Genomic DNA, 18657 nt, shown 5'->3' with positions numbered 1-18657 from the left:
CAAAGTCAAATTAAAATGAGGACATATAAAACAAAAAACACTTGCAAAAACGTTTTTGCAAGTGTTTAATTAAATATTTTTATCTAATAATCTGTATCGGTTATTCAGGACAAGACAATATTTTGATTATCCTAAAGTGGCTGTACTTGAAATTGCTGCATTCAATACTTTAGAAATAGGACAATTTTTCTCAGCTTTAGTTACCAATTGCTGAAAAGCATCATCAGTTATTCCAGTGACTTTTGCCTGAACCGTTAAATGTGACGTTAAAATTGTTCCGTCGACCAAATCAATATCGCATTTGGTGTCGATAGTTTCAATTTCAAAACCAGCTTCGGTAATGTATGCCGAAAGTTGCATTGTAAAACAACCTGAATGAGCCGCTGCAATCAGTTCTTCGGGATTTGTCCCTACGCCTTCTTCAAAACGAGATTTAAAGGAATATTGCGTATCGTTTAGAGTGGTGCTTTGTGTGGTTAATTTTCCGGTTCCTTCTTTGAGTGAACCATTCCAGACTGCTGTTGCGTTTCTTTTCATAATATCTATTTTATATGTACTCAAATTTAAGCTTTTTAAAAAAGAAACCCTTTCAAGAGCTTGATATTTAACGTTAATTTAAAAAATCATTAAACAAAACGACATCAATAGCATGCGGATTCTGTCTATTGACTTTAAAAGTTTCTAGAAGTGTCCACATAAACTATAATCCATTCGTTTTAAACTGTATTACAAATAAATATAATTATTAGATTAGATCTATTTTATAAAATTACGATGTTGCACTACAGCAATAAATGAAATAAGTATAAACTGCAAAAGAATAATGCTACAGTATTTGGTTTGGCATGAAAAAATAAAAAATCGGTATAAATTAAACCACTATTAGGTCAATTTATACCGATTTAAAACTCAAATCAATACTATGTGATGTGTTTTTTAGTTACTGCTTTTACCTCTTAATAGCGCAACTATAATAATTATGAAAACGGCCGCACCTACAACTAAAAGCCATGGTTCTGCATACCAATTATTTCCTCCATCGTTTAAATTCAAATTTACATCTACTTCTTTATCTTGCGCCTGTGCGATCCCTTGAAATAAGAAAAGTGAAGCTATTGCTAAAGTTTTTTTAAAATTTGTGCTGCTGTTTTGTATTTGTTTCATGTTAATTGTTTTTAAATTAATGACAAAAATTATGTTAATAATGATATTAAAACAAATTTATTAATACAATTGAATGGAATTGTTATTCAATTAAATTAAAACATTACATAATTTACATAATCTACTTGATAATCTACACCGCTACTGATATAAAATTTTGATGAGTATTGAAAGGCCTTCGTAAATTTGGGTTGAAAAAAAATGAACCATAGGTGAATCTATAGTATGTTTTGCCAGTCAAAATTTATAGTGAAAAACAACAGAAAAAGTAGCGCCTTGATTGATTCCATTAGTCACACGCTGCCCCTGATTGTAGTGAAAATCCCGAAGTTGTAGGAGCGTAAAAAACCGTGCGAGAAAAGAGCGACCGCAGCAAGCTCCTTTTACCGCCGGTTTTGAGCTGCTGAAACGAGGATTTGCAACGAAAAGCAGGAAAAGGCACAAATAAAACTAGGTGATTTTAAAAAAAATTCCCAATTTGAATTTATAAAACCATTCAAACGCTTATTTTTGCGCTATGGCTAAGAAAAATACAGACAAAGTTGTCTTTCATCAAATAAAAGTCCTTGATGCTGGTGCAAAAGGCGTATCGGTAGCAAAGGCGCCGGATGGTAAAGTAATTTTTATCCCAAATGTCGTTCCTGGCGATGTGGTTGATGTGCAAACGTTCAAGAAACGTAAGGCGTACTACGAAGGAAAAGCAGTTCACTTTCATGAATTTTCTGAACATAGAATTGAACCAATTTGCGAGCATTTTGGTGTTTGTGGTGGTTGTAAATGGCAGAATATGAAGTACAGCCAACAGTTGTATTACAAGCAAAATGAGGTGCTGAATCATTTACAACGCATTGGAAAAGTGGAGCTTCCAGAATTTGAATCGATTCTAGGTTCAGAGAAACAGTTTTTTTACAGAAACAAAATGGAATTTTCATTTTCGAACAGTCGCTGGTTGACCGAAAAGGAAATTGGCAGTACTGAAGATTTAGGAAACAGAAATGCACTTGGTTTCCATATTCCGAAAATGTGGGATAAAATTCTGGATATCAACAAATGTCATTTGCAAGAAGATCCATCAAATGCGATAAGAAACGAAGTAAGGGATTTTGCAAATGAAAACGGATTAACGTTTTTTAACCCGAGAGAACATTCTGGGTTATTGCGTACGTTGATGTTGCGCACGGCCTCAACAGGAGAAATTATGGTTTTGATTCAGTTTTTTGAAAACGACAAAGCGAATAGAGAATTAATCTTGGACCATCTTTACGAAAAATTCCCCCAAATAACTTCCTTGCAATACGTTATCAATAATAAAGCAAACGATACTTTATATGATACGGATATCAAATTATACAAAGGAAGAGATTATATTTTGGAGGAAATGGAAGGTTTAAAATTTAGCATTAATGCCAAATCTTTTTACCAAACTAATTCTGATCAAGCGTATGAATTGTATAAAATCACTCGAGACTTTGCAGGATTAACCGGAAATGAAATTGTGTATGATTTATACACAGGAACGGGTACTATTGCACAGTTTGTTTCGAAAAAAGCGAAAAAAGTAATTGGTGTAGAAAGTGTTCCCGATGCGATAAAAGATGCTAAAGAAAATGCTGTACGCAACGAAATCACAAATTGTGAATTCTTTGTAGGAGATATGAAAGTGGTGTTTAATGATGCATTTATTGCACAACACGGTCATCCTGATGTGATTATCACAGATCCACCAAGAGATGGAATGCACAAAGATGTGATTGAACAAATCATGAAAATTGCTCCTGCAAAAGTGGTTTATGTAAGTTGCAATTCGGCTACACAAGCACGTGATTTAGCCTTAATGGACGAGAAGTATAAAGTAACCCGAGTGCGTCCTGTAGATATGTTTCCGCAAACGCATCACGTGGAAAATGTTGTACTTTTAGAAAGAAGATAATTGATTTTTGATTGTAGATTAACGATTTTTGATTGTAGATTTTAAAAATTGCTTTTGAAATTGATTTTAACATTCCAAAATTTTCTTACGCATACTAATTACGAATCGGTTTCCACAAAAAAATGTAAATGAAAAAAATAATTTTACTGGTATTTGCAGTAGCACTATCCTTCTCCAGTTGTGAGAAAGATGATATATGCGATGCAAATACACCAACAACACCGCGAATTGTGATTGGTTTTTACGATTTTTCGAATCCTTCGGTTTTAAAAAACGTAACGAATTTAAAAGTGGTAGGTGAAGGCATGACGGATGGAATAGTTTTTAATGGTAGTCCAACTACAAATGGCAATACCATTTCGATTCCCTTGAAAACTGTAGGAACCAGCACTGGTTATAGTTTGACTTTGAATTCTGGCAATACAAATGCGGCCTTAGTAAACGTAGATAATTTAAAATTTGATTATGCAACTCAGGAAATATTTGTTTCCAGAGCTTGCGGTTACAAAACGACTTTTACATTAGACGCAACCAATCCCTACACGCATACAGATGGCACAGCAGCAGATCAAAAATGGATTAAATTTATCTCGGTCGAAAAAAATATTATAGAAAACGAAAATGAAACACACATTAAAATCTTTTTTTAGTTTTTGTCTTCTATGGTGGCTGACTCTTGCACAATCACAAGAAACAACGCCTGCTAAAAGTACTCCAAAAAGTCCCGTGAATAACGAAAGGATTCCCGAAGCGCCTTTACCACTAGTGAAAATTAGTCCTGACATTAAAAAGAATGATTCGATTCCCGTTAAAACCAATCGCTACGGCGTTCGTGTAGGAATAGATTTGTATAAGCTGACTCGTGCTTTATATGACAAAGATTATAAAGGAATTGAGTTTGTGGGAGATTACAGATTGACCAAAAAATATTTTTTGGCAGCCGAACTTGGAAACGAAAATAAAACTACCGATGACGACCGCCTCAATTTTACTACAAAAGGTTCTTACATTAAAGCAGGTTTTGATTACAATGCATATGAAAACTGGCTGGACATGGAAAATATTATTTCCATAGGAATGCGATATGGTTTCAGTACTTTTAACCAGCAATTAAACAGTTATCGCATCTACAATGCAAATCCTTATTTTGGTGAAGCACCAGTTATTGAATCCGGTCAAAAATACGATGGGTTAACGGCCAGTTGGATAGAAGTTGTAGCTGGAGTAAAAGCGAAAGTATTTAATAATGTCTTTTTGGGCTTTAGTCTTCGACTGAATAGATTGGTAACTAATAAAGAACCTGAGAATTTCTCCAACTTATACATTCCTGGATTCAATAGAACCTACGATGGACGTTTTGGTGTAGGTTTTAACTACACGGTAACTTATTTTGTTCCCATTTACAAGAAAAAAGTAAAACCTGTTGCGGTTGCTAAAAAAACTAAGGAAAAATAATTACGAATTAAGAATAAAAAAAAATCGCAAAGAAATAATAATCTTTGCGGTTTTTTTGTTGTTAGAATAAACATATACTATCCTATTTCCTTAATTCCTTTCATGAAAATCCATTTCATAAATAATTTTTCTCCGTCTTTGGTTTTTACAGCTTGGAATTTAGGAGCTATAATAGTTCCAATGATAAAGGCGGTCAATGGAATCCAGAAACTCGTTAAATTAGTATAATGCGCTACGATGTAGCGAACAGAGATAAACAATATGGCAAAGCATCCCAATTGGTAAAGAAAAGCTCGTATTTGTAATTTGGTCATTTTTTTAGTCTTAAAGTTGTAAAGTCAAAAGGTCGAAAGTAAAAATTTGAATAATGCCTACTCAACACTATCAGTTACTACCTGAAATTTCGTTCTCTTGCTTCCTTCGTACATTTCATATTTTACCAAACGAGCTTCTAAACCAGCATTAAAAAGTTTAATTTTTCTCGAAGGTTTTAATCCCACATATTTCAATGCTTCTAGATTGGCTGTAATCATCCAGGCATTAGTACCAGGATAATTTTTCTTTAAAGTATCCCCAATATTTTTGTAGAATTCTTCCATATGAATGTCCAATCGCTCATCATACGGGGGATTGAAAACGATATGTAACTTCCCTTCTGAAGTTTTTTCAGTATCAAAAAAGTTTTGTTCTTCGATAGAAATATATTCGTCCAGATTAGCATTTTTGATGTTGTCCTTGGCTTTCTGAACCGCACTAGGTGCTTTATCGTAGCCTTTTATGGTGTAATGAAATTCGCGAACACGCTTCAATAAACTATCTGAAATTGCATCGAACAAATCATTGTCCCAATCATTCCATTTTTCGAACGCAAATTCTTTACGGTTAATATTTGCTGGGATATTACAGGCAATCATGGCTGCTTCGGCTAAGAATGTTCCCGAACCACACATTGGATCTAAGAAATCTGTTTGGCCATCCCAACCCGAAAGCAATAAAATTCCGGCAGCCAATACTTCGTTTATAGGTGCAATATTAGTAGCCGTTCTATACCCACGTTGGTTCAAGGCATTTCCGGAAGTATCCAAAGCTACCGATACTTGGTCTTTATCAATATGGACGTTAATTCTTAAATCTGGATGCACTTTATCGATACTCGGACGTTGCCCAGTTCGTTCTCTGAACTGATCTACGATAGCATCTTTACATTTTTGAGACACAAATTCAGAGTGATTAAAGTATTCTGAATGCACAGTGGTACCTATTACAAATGTTTGATTGGCTCCAATCAATTTTGACCAATTCACACCAGAAATCCCTTTATACAAAGCTTGTTCGTTATTGGCTTTAAAAAAATAAATCGGTTTTAGAATTTTTAATGCGGTGCGTAACGACAAATTTGCTTTGTACATAAACCCTTTATCGCCCTTAAAACTAACCATTCTTACTCCTTGCTCTACGTTTTGAGCGCCCAGCATTTGCAATTCTTTTGCTAATATTTCTTCAAAACCAAAAAAGGTTTTGGCAACCATTTTATAATTATTTTCCATTGTAAAATCAAGTATTCGTTGCAAAAATACACTAAATTTGCCTGAATCGAATTAATTGAAAAAGAATAAATGTCTGCAGCGCAAAATCCTCCTATTGAAAATCAATTGAAATCAACAGAAAACTGGTATACCTCTTGGTTTGACAGCCCGTATTATCACATCCTTTACAAAGATAGAAATTATAGAGAAGCTCAGGTTTTCATGGATAACCTTACCCATTATCTCAATCTTCCAGAAAAGGCAAACGTGCTGGATTTAGCCTGTGGCAAAGGCCGTCATTCTATTTACTTAAATCAATTGGGTTTTACGGTTCTAGGAGCAGATTTATCAGAGAACAGTATTCTTGAAGCTGCTAAAAACACGAACGATAGCCTTCACTTCAAAGTGCATGATATGCGAGAACCATTTGAAGAAAAGTTCGATGCTATTTTTAATTTGTTTACCAGCTTTGGTTATTTTGAAAACGATGAAGACAATTTAACTACGTTAAAATCCATAAAAGAAAGCTTATCTGAATATGGATTTGCAGTTATCGATTTTATGAATGTTGCCCAAGTGCTCGAGACATTAGTTCCCGAGGAGACCAAAACAGTCGAAGGAATTGATTTTTATATTAAACGTTATTTGAAAGACGGTCATATTTATAAAGAAATTGATTTTGAAGACAAAGGACAAAAATTTCATTTTACCGAAAAAGTAAAAGCCCTGACCCTAAAAGATTTCGAGGAGTTAATGGAGGAAGCCGGAATTTATCTATTGGACATTTTTGGCGATTACAAACTGAAAAAATTCCACAAGACTGATAGCGAACGCCTAATCATGATTTTTAAATAATAATGAATTATCTTTTACCATTACTTTCCGTAATCATAGGTTATATTACCGCATTGATTATACGACCAAAGAATAAAACCAACCTCAAATTGCTATTGGCTTTTAGTGGCTCTTTCCTGCTTTCCTTAACGGTTATGCATTTATTACCTGAAATTTACGAAAGTAAAAATTCACACATTGGGCTCTTTATCATGTTGGGAATTTTATTTCAAATCATCTTGGAATTTTTCTCCAAAGGTGCAGAACACGGTCATGTACACGGACACGAAAAAATGATGCAAATTCCATGGTTACTTTTTGTTAGCCTTTGTATTCATGCCTTTCTAGAAGGATTTCCTGTAAGCCATCACAAGGATCTAGCAATAGGAATAGCCATCCATCATTTGCCTATTGCTATTATTTTGACTACTTTTTTTATCAATGCTAGTCTCGATAAAAAAGCTATTTTTTTCTTTATGACTACCTTTGCCGTAATGACTCCGCTGGGAACTTTTTTATCTGATTATTTGCCAATATTAAAGGTGTATTATACTGAAATCACTGCCATCGTAATAGGAATATTATTTCACATTTCATCAACCATTATTTTCGAAAGCAGCGAAGGACACAAGTTCAATATTGCCAAGGTTTCGATGATTGTGATAGGAATTGCATTGGCTTATTTTATATAAATTTATAAAGCTAAGAAACAGATTTCTGTTTCTTAGCTTTTAATTTTCTAATTACCTTCAGTTCTTTTATTCTCCTCCTTATTCCCAAAATCACGCTGTTGTACATTGATCTTTTTGTTTCCAAAATTATAAACCATAGATAGACGTACAAATCGATTACTTTCTTGCTGCTCATACACCTGTTTTACACCGTTTATAACTGAAATAAAGTCTTTTAAATAAGAGGTATTAAAAATATCATTTGCCAACAATGCAATCTGCATGGTTTTATTAAAAAAATCCTGTTTGAAACTAATATCAAAACTCGAGGCATATCCTACTTCATATAAACCGGATTTAAAAGGCGTTGTGTACGTAAAATCGATTTGCAATTTTGTCGTTTTACTTAATAAAAAAGTATTATTTGTAGAAAAATCAATTTGTAAACTGTTTGATGGTGTAGCATTGATATGTTTAATAAATTCTGTTTTTGCTCCCAAAAAGTACAATGAATTTTCACTAGACCACCAATCTGTAAAACTAGCCGAGTAACTTTCCCCTAATCCATAATTTAAATTTTTAAAATAATTCTCACGGGTTACAATCTGTGTATTGGTTTCCGGGTTTGATGTAAACAAAACTCCATAACCGTTTGTAATTGCATTGACAAAAACACTTGTTCTTAAAATCTCTTTATAAGTATGTGCCAACTCAAAATTATCACTAAATGAAGGTCTTAAAAACGGATTTCCTTCAGAATAACTATTGCTGTTTATGTAAATTCTGAACGGATTCAGTAAATCAAAACGTGGTCTGTTGATTCTTTTTCCATAATTCAAACTAAAAGTATTGTTTTCGTTTTTCTTGTAAGAAGCATAAAACGTTGGGAATAATTTCAAATAATTATTTTCTGTTTCCTGATTTAAAGTTTCAGAAAATCCATTTGTTTGCGTGTTCTCCAATCTTAATCCCATTTGGAAATTCCATTTTTCATTGAGTTTTTTATCCGCATTTACATAAACCGCCTGATTGGTTTCATTGTATTTAAATCGGTTGGATTGATTCAAATCTAATTCTGGAGTTCCTGTAATTGTATTGTAATAAAGTACATCACTTACACTATTTGTAAAACTCATTTTTGTACCATAAGACAAATTCAACGCTTGAAGCGGATGTTCCATATCAGCCTTAAGACTCCAATTGTCAATATCCTGATTCGAAATGTTTCTTCCCGACTGATTTATATCAACAAATATCATATCTGGCGTGAAATTATTAGCGACAAAGTTTCTATCGAATTTTGAACTGTAATTAAAATAATCAACATCAAAAGATAACTTCCTTTTTAAGGAATCTAGTTTCGTAATCAAATGTGCATTATACGTTTGATTTTTTGATCCTTTATCAGTGAAGCTATTGTTCAGTGTAACATTATCCAATTCATTTTGAGTATTGTAACCCTCAATTCTAATATCCGATTTAAAATCAGGGTTATTTCTATCGTTTAAATATTGAAATCCAATAGTAGTACGTTCTGAAAGATCATAATCTATAGCCAATTTCCCGGAAAGATTTTCAGTTTTTACCTTTGTTGTACTTTTCATATGGGAAAGTCCATCAGGAAAATACATTTTTAAATCATCTGTAGCATTCAAATAACCTGTTTTTGCATTAATGCTGGCAGAAAATCTAAACTTATTTTTATTGTAAAAAAAGTTATCTCTAAAAGTATAAATACTATATTTATTTTGATCATAAGAAACTGTAGTCGTGTTTTTCCAGGAATCACGAACTCCTTTTTTCATAATAATATTAATCAATCCACCTGTTCCTTCGGCATCATATTTTGCCGGCGGATTGCTGATAATTTCAATATTTTTAATATCACTAGCCGAAATTGATTTCAGAAAATTATTCAGTTCCTCACCTACTAATTCAATCATTCGTCCATCTATCATAACGCGGGATGTTCCTTTTCCTAATATATTAATTGTGTTATTCTGAACGACAACTCCGGGAGCCGAATTAATGGCACTTAAAGCGTCTCCGCCAACTGTTGTAACATTGTTTTCAAGATTATAAACCAATCGATCCGTTTTCTGCTCGATTGTTTTCTTTTTAGATTGAATGATAACCTCCTTCAAACCGGTTGCGCTTTCTTTTAAAATGATTGTTCCTAAATCCATATCACTTATTATTGTAAACTCTTTTTCATAATCTGTAAATTCTAAAAGGGTGATTCCAATTTTATAAGATCCTTTTTTAATGTTGATTTCAAAACTACCATCTTGCTTAGAGGTTGCGCCGTCTATAATTTTTCCTTCTGAATTCGATATGGAAATATCTGCCCATTCTAATGGAATTGTTTCGCTTACTATTTTTCCTTTTAATTTACATGATGCTTGAGCTAAACAAAATAAAGGCAATAATAAAAAGGCAAGGAGATTTACTTTTTTCATGATTTCTAATTTTAAAACTTGTTTCGATTAATTTGAAGCAAAGTTGCCTTAGAAATTTTCAGAATTCGACCGACAAAAAAAAGTCGAACCAATTTCTATTCAGAAAATCAGTTCGACTTTATCAGGCATGAAGTACGACTTTTTACAAACCACTCATTACAAAGCGTTTCTATAAGCAGTGGGCGTCAAATTGGTGTGCTTTTTAAAAGAGGTATTAAAAGAAGATTTGGAGTTAAAACCAACTTCATATAAAATTTCCAGAACGGTAACCTGACTCCTAGACTGATCTTTCAAAATACCCATCGCTTTTTGAATACGATGTTCATTGACAAAATCAAAAAAGTGCTGATCCATATGATGATTAATTAAAACAGATAAATCCCGAACCGGAATATCAATTTGATTGGCAAGCTCCTGAATGGTTAGCGATGGATCGAGAAAAGGCTCTTCCTCAGCCATATATTGTTTCAATGTCGAAATTTGACTGTAAATCGCATCGTCTTGTACATTTTTAGATGCTGTTTTTTCTTCGAGTTCGGGCAAAATGTCTTTTGCCAATTGTAATTTAGAATTAACGCCTCTAAAAAGTTCGGGATGATTGAGCGCTTTCATTATAAACCAGCATGTTATTAGCAAAGCAATAGCCCCTACAAGTACATTTGTCCAAAGAAATATCTCTCTGAAACCGCTATAACGCAATACATTTTTTAATGCCACAATAGAATGTGCGATAAGCAAAACACAGGTTATCTGAAAAAGCCATTTATAAGTCGCAGTACTCGAATCAGCATAATTTTCTAAATAGATTTCTTTATACTTTTTTAAAATTATAAAAACACTGACGATATAAAATACATATTGAAATTCAATTAAAATCTGAATGAAGTATATCTCTGGCATTTGATTAAGTATTGTAACAAATGTGTCTCTTTCTATGTAGTTACTAAGATAAATCCTTGGAATAAAAACCAAATTGACCAATAAAAAAGGAATTGAATGCAATGCGTGCTTCCACTTTAATCTAAAATCAGAATAACAGACTGCCAGTACCGAAAGATAAAATAAAGGCATTCCAAACAAACAGGCTGTAGATCTAAAAATCTCTAAATTCAACTCAATACGAGTAACCGCATCAATAAAAAAACCAGAAAGATCAATCGCTGAAAAAATAAAAAAACAAGCAAATAAACGATTTGCTAATTTATTTTTGGTTTTAACCGTTACTAAAAAAAATGCAAGCAATAAAGAAACAAAAACGGAGATCCGACCAATGCCCTGCAGTAAGCTTAATTTATCCATTTAACTTATAATATTTAAACAAATATAGTATTTTAGTTCACGTGACAACTATTTGAAATCCATTCGCTGAATTAGAAATTAAAACTGGAAAAATTACTCCAACTTTATAAAACTAAAGAAACCTGAAACTTCTAAAACCTGAAACTAAAAATAGAAAATTTAGAGATTGTGATAAAAAAGGTTAATTTTGGAGTTATCCAATTATAAGAAAAATGACCTTCACAAAAACCACCGAACAATCTTCAAAATACGAACATTTAGAAAAAATGTCGATTCAAGAATTGTTATCTAATATCAATCAGGAAGATCAATCGGTGCCATTCGCAGTTGAAAAAGCATTGCCCCAAATAGAAAAATTAGTAACCGAAATTGTTGCTAAAATGAAACTCGGCGGACGTTTATTTTACATTGGTGCGGGAACATCAGGACGTATAGGAATACTCGATGCTTCAGAATGTCCGCCTACATTTGGCGTTCCTTTTGATTTAGTAATCGGGATTATTGCCGGTGGCGATACTGCTATTCGCAAAGCAGTAGAAAATGCAGAGGACAACACCACACAAGCCTGCTTTGACTTGAAAGCTTTCGATATAAATGAAAATGACGTCGTTATTGGCATTGCCGCCTCAGGAACTACGCCTTATGTTATTGGTGGTTTGCAATCTTGCAACGAAAATAACATTACTACGGGAAGCATTTCTTGTAATGCTGGAAGTCCGCTTTCTAAAACTTCAAAATTCCCTGTAGAAGTAATTGTAGGACCAGAATTTGTGACTGGTAGTTCCCGCATGAAAGCAGGAACGGCACAAAAACTAGTCCTCAACATGATTAGCACTGCCACGATGATTCAATTAGGAAAAGTAAAGGGAAACAAAATGGTCGACATGCAACTCAGCAACAGCAAACTGTTAGATCGTGGGGTAAAAATGATAATGGAAGAAATTCAAGTGCCTTATGATGAAGCTAGTGAACTATTACAAAAATACGGCAGCGTAAGAAAAGCTGTTGATTTTTACCAGTCTAAATAATGGTATTCCTTTTTTATTTTGGATTGTCATTGCTACCCATTCTATGGATCATTATCATCTATTTATTACGAAAATGGAAGTACATCAAGATCTTTTCCTTGTTAAATATTTTTTTAGTAGCAGTATATTTCTTTTTGATTTTTCATTCTATTTTTTACTTTTTTAAAACGGATCCTTTAGGACTAAAAACCATTTTTTTATTCTTATATTTAATGATTTTTCAAACAGTTATGAATTTTATTTTCTCACTTTATTATCAATACAAACATAAATAAATGGCCACGAATAAAGAACTATTATCAAAAGGAATAAAATATCTTGCAGGTGCTTTACCCCTATTATTCTTGGGTCCAGCGGTAATTTATAATGCCTTTATGAATAAAGAAAACAACTGGCATTACCTCGTTTTAGCAATTGGTATTCTTGCATGTGGTGCTGCCATGTATTTAATGTATGCCGGTTTAAAATTTATTATGAAAAGTTTATTTAACGACTGATGGAAGATCTCATTCACATTCAAAAAACATTTGATAAAGTCATCTGGGTTGGAAAAAGAATTAACAATCGCGAATTTGAAGATTGTATATTTAAGAATTGCGATTTCTCGAGCAGTAATTTTTCGAACAATACTTTTATGGATTGCGAGTTTATCGATTGCAATTTATCCATGACTGATTTAACGGGAACTAGCCTAAAAACCGTTAGTTTCAAAAACTGTAAATTACTTGGCATCCATTTCAATACGTGTACTGATTTCTTGTTTGCAGTACATTTTGAACAATGTGTTTTAGATTTCGCTTCGTTTGCGGATAAAAAAATACAGAAAACAAAGTTCAATTCCTGTTCTTTGAAAGAGGTTACTTTTAGCGGTGCTAATCTTACGAATTCAGTGTTTCAAGAATGTAATTTAGATAACACAATTTTTAATGAAACGCAATTGGCAGGAGTTGATTTTACATCAGCTTACAATTATAAAATTGATCCGGAATTTAATCCGATGAAAAAAGCGAAGTTTTCGACAGCAGGAATTATTGGTCTTTTAGACAAGTATGATATTAAAATAGTCTAATCCTAGAAACAAATAAACAATATCTTGACTGTATAAAAAAGCAATTTCAATACCAAATATAAATTAGCCCTGATAGCAGTGGAAATCCTTTTTTGAGGCTTTTTAGCCGATGAAAAGATTGCAACGAATAGCAGGAAATAGCTCCAAAAAAAATGAAAAAAATAATTTTACTTCCCGCACTACTGCTCTTACTATCGTGTTACGATGCAGAACGCAACTGTAAGGACTTTAAAACCGGAAAATTTAAGTTTGATTACGAGGTCGAAGGTGTCAAAAAAACTACTCTTTTTGAGCGCAACGACAGCATTGAAATTGAAACTTTTGAAGGAAAGACAGATACTGCATCCATACGATGGGTAAATGATTGTGAATATGTTTTGCTTAAATTACACCCAAAAAATAGGGCCGAAGAAAAAGCTATTGGAATGAAAATCTTGACAACTACAAAAAATTCCTATACCTTTGAGTTTGGAATGGTTGGCTCTGATGCAAAACAAAGAGGCACCGTTACCAAAATAACCGATTAAATTGTATCACCTATAACGCTCTAACATGGAAGTATTTTTAAATCCTGATGCTTGGATAGCCCTTTTAACATTGACATTTCTTGAAATCGTACTGGGAATAGACAACATCATTTTCATATCAATTGCAACAGGAAAATTACCTGTAGAGCAACGAAAAAGAGCAACAAAAATAGGAATGTTCCTAGCTATGTTTATGAGAATAGCGCTTTTGTTTGGTATTAATTTATTGATACAAATGAAAGAGCCTTGGTTTCATATTGATTTGAGTTGGTTTTCTGCTGGAATAACAGGACAAAGTCTCATTTTATTAAGTGGTGGATTGTTCTTAATTTATAAGAGCACCAATGAGATTAGGGAAAAAGTAGATGAGAAAGGACACGAAGAAAAAGAATTAGGAAAAGCGGCAACAAAATCGTTTCAAAATGTAATTTTTCAAATTATCTTGATTGATTTGGTTTTTTCTTTCGATAGTATTTTAACAGCCGTTGGAATGACAAATGGAGTTGAAGGAGCTCTTTATATTATGATCACTGCTGTAGTTATTTCGGTATTAATCATGATGCAGTTTGCTGTACCTGTTGGGAATTTTGTCAACAAACATCCTTCTATTCAAATTCTGGGTTTATCTTTTTTGATATTAATAGGTATGATGCTGCTAACAGAAAGCGCTCATTTATCGAATGCTTTAATCTTTGGAAGCCACGTAACTCCTGTTCCAAAAGGTTATTTGTATTTTGCTATTAGCTTCTCCTTACTAGTAGAAGTACTGAATATGAAAATGACAAAAAATAAAAAAGTAAAGTAATCAACTTTAAAATTCATAAAAAAAGCTTCCAAATTTGGAAGCTTTTTTTTCATTCTAAAGTTAACGTTATTTGACCATCATCGTCTAACTGAATCGATGAATCATCTGCATTTGTATCCCCTCTCACCTCTAAATCCTCTGGAATAACTTCTACAGGAATATCATAAGGCAAAGGTTCCAGCAGGTTTACTTGTTTCAACTTATCGGTTGTCAATTGATTTCCCATAGCTTTGAATCCTTTTACCGCAATAAACGATTCTATATCTACCGTTATAGTCTCTTTTTGAACTCCTTTTATTTTTGGGAAAATCAGTTCTGCGACAGGACGGTAATCTGTGGAAACGATTTCTAATTGAGAATTTGGATGTTCTGTGATAAAACTCTCCTCTTTATTTTCGGTTTCCACCAAAAAACGTTTGATATAATACCGCTCTTTTTCGCCATCATAATAAATGGCTGAAATTGGTTTTTTAGGAATCCATTTTTCTAAAATCACCATATCTTCGTCAAAATGTGTTGATAACTCCGGTGTAATTGCTTTTAATTTTCCAGTTTGCGAAATAATTAAAATTTTGTCACTTGGTCTAAATTCTCCAAGTAATTCGCCTCGCCCATCTACATTTAATCGTTGAACAGTCTCGTCAAACCAAACTTTTCGTGGTAATAAAGTAGAAATCCCCTTCTCCTTCAATTCTATTTTTTTGATAGGATATTTGGTTACTAAATTCCCCTTAGAAGCACGTCCTTTTATAGCCAAACTAGCAAAATCAATATCGAATTTTAGTTTTTTAACAGTTCCTACTTGACGCAGTAAAATAGTAATTACTTCTGCTTCACCATTTGGATTACACGAAAAATAAACGACTTGAGAACCTGCTGTTTCATTGGTTAAATCGTATGCTTTGTCTCTGGTAACTCCTGAAACATTGAATCTTTTTATATATGAAGGCCCTGATTTGCCGTCACGATAAATCATGTTGTAAATAGTGCGCTTATCACTTTTGTCAAAAATAGCAATGTGAATAATATCTTTACCCACGAATGTTTTCGCATCGACTTTGGTAATCATCATTTTTCCATCACGAAGAAAAACAATTACATCATCAATATCAGAACAATCCGTAACGTATTCGTCTTTTTTCAAGCTGGTTCCCACGAAACCTTCCTCTTTATTGACGTATAATTTAGTGTTTCTTAAAACCACTTTCGTAGCTTCAATATCATCAAAAATTCGCAGCTCTGTTTGTCGTTCGCGTCCTTTTCCGTACTTCTCTTTTAATTTGGTAAAATAGGCAATCGCAAAATCAATCAGATGTTCTAAATTGTGTTTTACTTGCTCGATATCACCTTCCAGCGATTCTATTTTATCTTGTGCTTTATTGCTATCAAATTTGGAAATACGCATAATTCGAATATCCAACAAACGCAGAATATCTTCTTCGGTAACGGCACGTTTTAAGTGTTTTGTATGTGGTTTTAAACCATCATCAACGGCTTTAATTACTGTTTCTTTAGTCGTCATTTCTTCGATGTCCCGATAGATTTTATTTTCTATAAAAATACGTTCCAAAGAAAGAAAATGCCATTGTTCCTCTAGTTCACTCAATTGAATTTCGAGTTCACTTTTCAACAATTCAACGGTTCTGTTCGTTGATATTTTCAACATTTCAGAAACCCCAATAAACAACGGTTTATTATCTTCAATCACACAACCTAATGGCGCTACCGAAGTTTCACAAGCCGTAAAAGCAAACAAGGCATCGATAGTCTTATCAGGAGACACACCCGGAAAAAGGTGAATTAATATCTCTACCTCAGCCGCCGTATTATCTTCAATTTTCTTGATTTTGATTTTACCTTTTTCATTCGCTTTCAAAATACTATCAATCAAAGTTGTCGTATTTGTAGAAAACGGAATTTGGGTAATCACCAACGTATTTTTATCAAGCTGACCAATTTTGGCACGTACGCGAATACGTCCGCCACGTAATCCATCATTGTAATTCGACACATCAGCAATACCTTGTGTCATAAAATCCGGATACAGTGTAAAAGGTTTTCCCTTTAATATTTTTATCGAAGAATCGATTAATTCATTGAAATTATGTGGCAACACTTTCGTCGAAAGACCTACTGCAATTCCCTCGGCTCCTTGTGCTAAAAGCAACGGAAACTTCACCGGAAGATTGTTCGGTTCCGCTCTTCGTCCATCATACGAAACGCCCCAATCGGTAATTTTTGGACTGTAAATAACTTCCAAAGCAAATTTAGACAAACGCGCTTCAATGTAACGAGAAGCTGCAGCACCATCTCCTGTTAGGATATTACCCCAGTTTCCTTGACAGTCAATCAGCAATTCTTTTTGACCAATTTGCACCATGGCATCACCAATACTCTGATCTCCGTGAGGATGATACTGCATGGTGTGCCCAACTACATTGGCCACTTTATTATAACGGCCGTCATCTAATTCTTTCAAAGAATGCATGATACGACGTTGAACAGGTTTAAAACCGTCTTCAATCGCCGGAACAGCGCGCTCCAAAATTACATACGAAGCATAATCCAGAAACCAGTCCTTGTACATTCCCGTAACTTTGGTAATAGTATCGTTTCCGTCTTCTTGATTATCGTAAAAATGATTTCCTCCTGTAGAAATTATATCTTCAAAAGCATCTTCTCCAACTGTATTTTCCTCCTCTTGACCTTCTGGTACTATGTTATCGTCTTCTTCGTCTTTCATTATCTTGATTCCGAAATTAATTGTATTAAATCTTCTCTGCTTGGCAGAATTGTTTTGTATTTACTGGCAAAAATTTGCTCATTATTTTCTGGTAAAGTATATTCAACAACCAAATCGCTTTTATTTTGGCAAAGTACAATTCCTATCGTTTTATTTTCGTCTTCCAAACGCATTTCTCGGTCATAATAATTGACATACATTTGCATTTGCCCTAAATCTTGGTGTTTTAATTCGCCTATTTTTAAGTCAATCAGCACAAAACATTTAAGAATTCTGTTGTAAAAAACCAAATCGATTCGAAAATGTTTATCGTCAAAAGTAATTCTGTTTTGTCTTGCGACAAAAGTAAAACCATGACCCAATTCTAGTAAAAAATGTTCAAGTTTATTGATAATTTCTTCCTCTAATTCCGATTCCGAATACTGATGTAATTCTGGTAAACCTAAAAATTCTAAAATATAAGGGTCTTTAATAAGGTCTTTTGGTTTCTCTATAATCTGTCCTTGTTCCGACAGTTTCAAGACTCCTGCAATATCTCGACTTAAAGCCAATCGTGTATAAAGAGCTGAATCATATTGTCGTTTTAATTCCCGAACACTCCAGTTGTATTTCTCAGATTCTATTTCGTAAAAACGTCTTTCTTTGTCATCGTCAATTCGCATTAAGAATGAATAATGAGACCATGTCAATTTAAAAATCGAAATCAGCGATTGCATAATTTCATTTTTAGAATTCATAGCCTGTGTTGACGAATTTGAATTCTCAAAATCCCTAAACATTGTCTCTGAATTATGAATTTGCAAAATCCTAGACACTGTCTCGGAAATTGAGTAAGCTAAATAAAACTTTCTTATATTCTCTAAATTTGCCACAGAAAACCCTTTTCCAAACTCAATTGTCAACTGCTCCGAAAGTCCTTTCAATAATTGCTTTCCATATTGAGCTCGTTCTTTTCCGCTTTGCTCTTCTACGACAATCATTCTTCCTATTTCAAAATAGGTATACACCATTGTTGAATTTACGGTACGCAAAACCTGTTGACGAGCATTTTGCAATAGCGCGATTACTTGAGAAAATAAAATTTTATTTTGAGAATTATTTGAAACAGTATTTTCTTCGTCTTTCATTACATATATTCTATTGAATA

18 protein-coding genes are annotated in these 18657 nt (G+C 33.4%); 10 read left to right on the top strand and 8 right to left on the bottom strand.

The features are described from left to right. Positions 1-126: 126 nt before the first annotated feature. Both ACNQGO_RS05095 and ACNQGO_RS05090 read right to left on the bottom strand, forming a co-directional pair. Entirely contained in the window at positions 127-537 is a 411-nt protein-coding gene (locus ACNQGO_RS05095) for an OsmC family protein (RefSeq protein WP_417984506.1), read from the bottom strand. 399 nt (positions 538-936) lie between these two features. Further along, positions 937-1164, bottom strand: coding sequence for a hypothetical protein (locus ACNQGO_RS05090; RefSeq protein ID WP_417968591.1), 228 nt, complete (start codon positions 1162-1164; stop codon positions 937-939). 517 nt (positions 1165-1681) lie between these two features. Here ACNQGO_RS05090 and rlmD point away from each other — a divergent pair. The 3 genes from rlmD to ACNQGO_RS05075 all read left to right on the top strand — a co-directional run bounded on the left by rlmD (position 1682) and on the right by ACNQGO_RS05075 (position 4549). Next, on the top strand, positions 1682-3094 hold the full coding sequence (gene rlmD / locus ACNQGO_RS05085) for a 23S rRNA (uracil(1939)-C(5))-methyltransferase RlmD (RefSeq protein ID WP_417984505.1): 1413 nt from the start codon (positions 1682-1684) through the stop codon (positions 3092-3094). A 128-nt stretch (positions 3095-3222) separates the two neighbouring features. Then, positions 3223-3744: a DUF6452 family protein gene (locus ACNQGO_RS05080; RefSeq protein WP_417984503.1), complete on the top strand. Its 522-nt coding sequence runs from the start codon at positions 3223-3225 to the stop codon at positions 3742-3744. Beyond that, complete coding sequence (locus ACNQGO_RS05075; RefSeq protein WP_417984501.1) at positions 3716-4549, top strand: DUF6048 family protein; 834 nt, start codon at positions 3716-3718, stop codon at positions 4547-4549. The genes ACNQGO_RS05080 and ACNQGO_RS05075 overlap by 29 nt, the downstream gene beginning before the upstream one ends. 77 nt (positions 4550-4626) lie before the next feature. Here ACNQGO_RS05075 and ACNQGO_RS05070 read toward each other — a convergent pair whose 3' ends face one another. Beyond that, entirely contained in the window at positions 4627-4863 is a 237-nt protein-coding gene (locus ACNQGO_RS05070) for a hypothetical protein (protein ID WP_309757211.1), read from the bottom strand. Between the two features lie 57 nt (positions 4864-4920). Further along, complete coding sequence (locus tag ACNQGO_RS05065) at positions 4921-6096, bottom strand: THUMP domain-containing class I SAM-dependent RNA methyltransferase (protein ID WP_417984499.1); 1176 nt, start codon at positions 6094-6096, stop codon at positions 4921-4923. Between the two features lie 69 nt (positions 6097-6165). Here ACNQGO_RS05065 and ACNQGO_RS05060 point away from each other — a divergent pair, with 69 nt between their 5' ends. Together ACNQGO_RS05060 and ACNQGO_RS05055 are read left to right on the top strand one after the other, a co-directional pair. After that, on the top strand, positions 6166-6930 hold the full coding sequence (locus tag ACNQGO_RS05060) for a class I SAM-dependent DNA methyltransferase (protein ID WP_417977303.1): 765 nt from the start codon (positions 6166-6168) through the stop codon (positions 6928-6930). A 2-nt stretch (positions 6931-6932) separates the two neighbouring features. Continuing rightward, positions 6933-7601: a ZIP family metal transporter gene (locus ACNQGO_RS05055; protein ID WP_417984497.1), complete on the top strand. Its 669-nt coding sequence runs from the start codon at positions 6933-6935 to the stop codon at positions 7599-7601. A 47-nt stretch (positions 7602-7648) separates the two neighbouring features. On the opposite strand, the gene ACNQGO_RS05050 is transcribed toward ACNQGO_RS05055, so the two are convergent. Beyond that, positions 7649-10039, bottom strand: a complete 2391-nt coding sequence (locus ACNQGO_RS05050) for a TonB-dependent receptor (RefSeq protein WP_417947489.1) — start codon at positions 10037-10039, stop codon at positions 7649-7651. A gap of 156 nt (positions 10040-10195) precedes the next feature. Continuing rightward, complete coding sequence (locus tag ACNQGO_RS05045) at positions 10196-11338, bottom strand: helix-turn-helix domain-containing protein (RefSeq protein WP_417984496.1); 1143 nt, start codon at positions 11336-11338, stop codon at positions 10196-10198. Positions 11339-11550: 212 nt separating this feature from the next. Here ACNQGO_RS05045 and murQ point away from each other — a divergent pair, with 212 nt between their 5' ends. The 5 genes from murQ (at position 11551) to ACNQGO_RS05020 (ending at position 14767) form a co-directional block, all read left to right on the top strand. Continuing rightward, positions 11551-12366: an N-acetylmuramic acid 6-phosphate etherase gene (gene murQ / locus ACNQGO_RS05040; protein ID WP_417984494.1), complete on the top strand. Its 816-nt coding sequence runs from the start codon at positions 11551-11553 to the stop codon at positions 12364-12366. Positions 12367-12641: 275 nt separating this feature from the next. Continuing rightward, positions 12642-12863: a DUF6095 family protein gene (locus tag ACNQGO_RS05035; RefSeq protein WP_309756781.1), complete on the top strand. Its 222-nt coding sequence runs from the start codon at positions 12642-12644 to the stop codon at positions 12861-12863. Next, on the top strand, positions 12863-13435 hold the full coding sequence (locus ACNQGO_RS05030; protein ID WP_417984492.1) for a pentapeptide repeat-containing protein: 573 nt from the start codon (positions 12863-12865) through the stop codon (positions 13433-13435). Before ACNQGO_RS05035 ends, ACNQGO_RS05030 begins: the two co-directional genes overlap by 1 nt. 152 nt (positions 13436-13587) lie before the next feature. Continuing rightward, on the top strand, positions 13588-13962 hold the full coding sequence (locus ACNQGO_RS05025) for a DNA topoisomerase IV (RefSeq protein WP_309756784.1): 375 nt from the start codon (positions 13588-13590) through the stop codon (positions 13960-13962). Between the two features lie 25 nt (positions 13963-13987). After that, positions 13988-14767, top strand: coding sequence for a TerC family protein (locus ACNQGO_RS05020; RefSeq protein ID WP_417943421.1), 780 nt, complete (start codon positions 13988-13990; stop codon positions 14765-14767). A 49-nt stretch (positions 14768-14816) separates the two neighbouring features. On the opposite strand, the gene ACNQGO_RS05015 is transcribed toward ACNQGO_RS05020, so the two are convergent. Both ACNQGO_RS05015 and ACNQGO_RS05010 read right to left on the bottom strand, forming a co-directional pair. After that, complete coding sequence (locus tag ACNQGO_RS05015) at positions 14817-17510, bottom strand: DNA gyrase/topoisomerase IV subunit A (protein WP_417984490.1); 2694 nt, start codon at positions 17508-17510, stop codon at positions 14817-14819. Then, positions 17510-18637 carry a PDDEXK nuclease domain-containing protein gene (locus tag ACNQGO_RS05010; protein WP_417984489.1) on the bottom strand — a complete coding sequence of 376 codons (1128 nt, stop codon included), beginning with the start codon at positions 18635-18637 and terminating at the stop codon, positions 17510-17512. Before ACNQGO_RS05010 ends, ACNQGO_RS05015 begins: the two co-directional genes overlap by 1 nt. Positions 18638-18657 lie beyond the last annotated feature (20 nt).

The organism is Flavobacterium frigidum, assembly GCF_048286735.1.
In the GTDB taxonomy this organism is placed as follows: Bacteria; Bacteroidota; Bacteroidia; order Flavobacteriales; family Flavobacteriaceae; genus Flavobacterium.
This window is presented reverse-complemented; position numbering and strand designations above follow the sequence as displayed.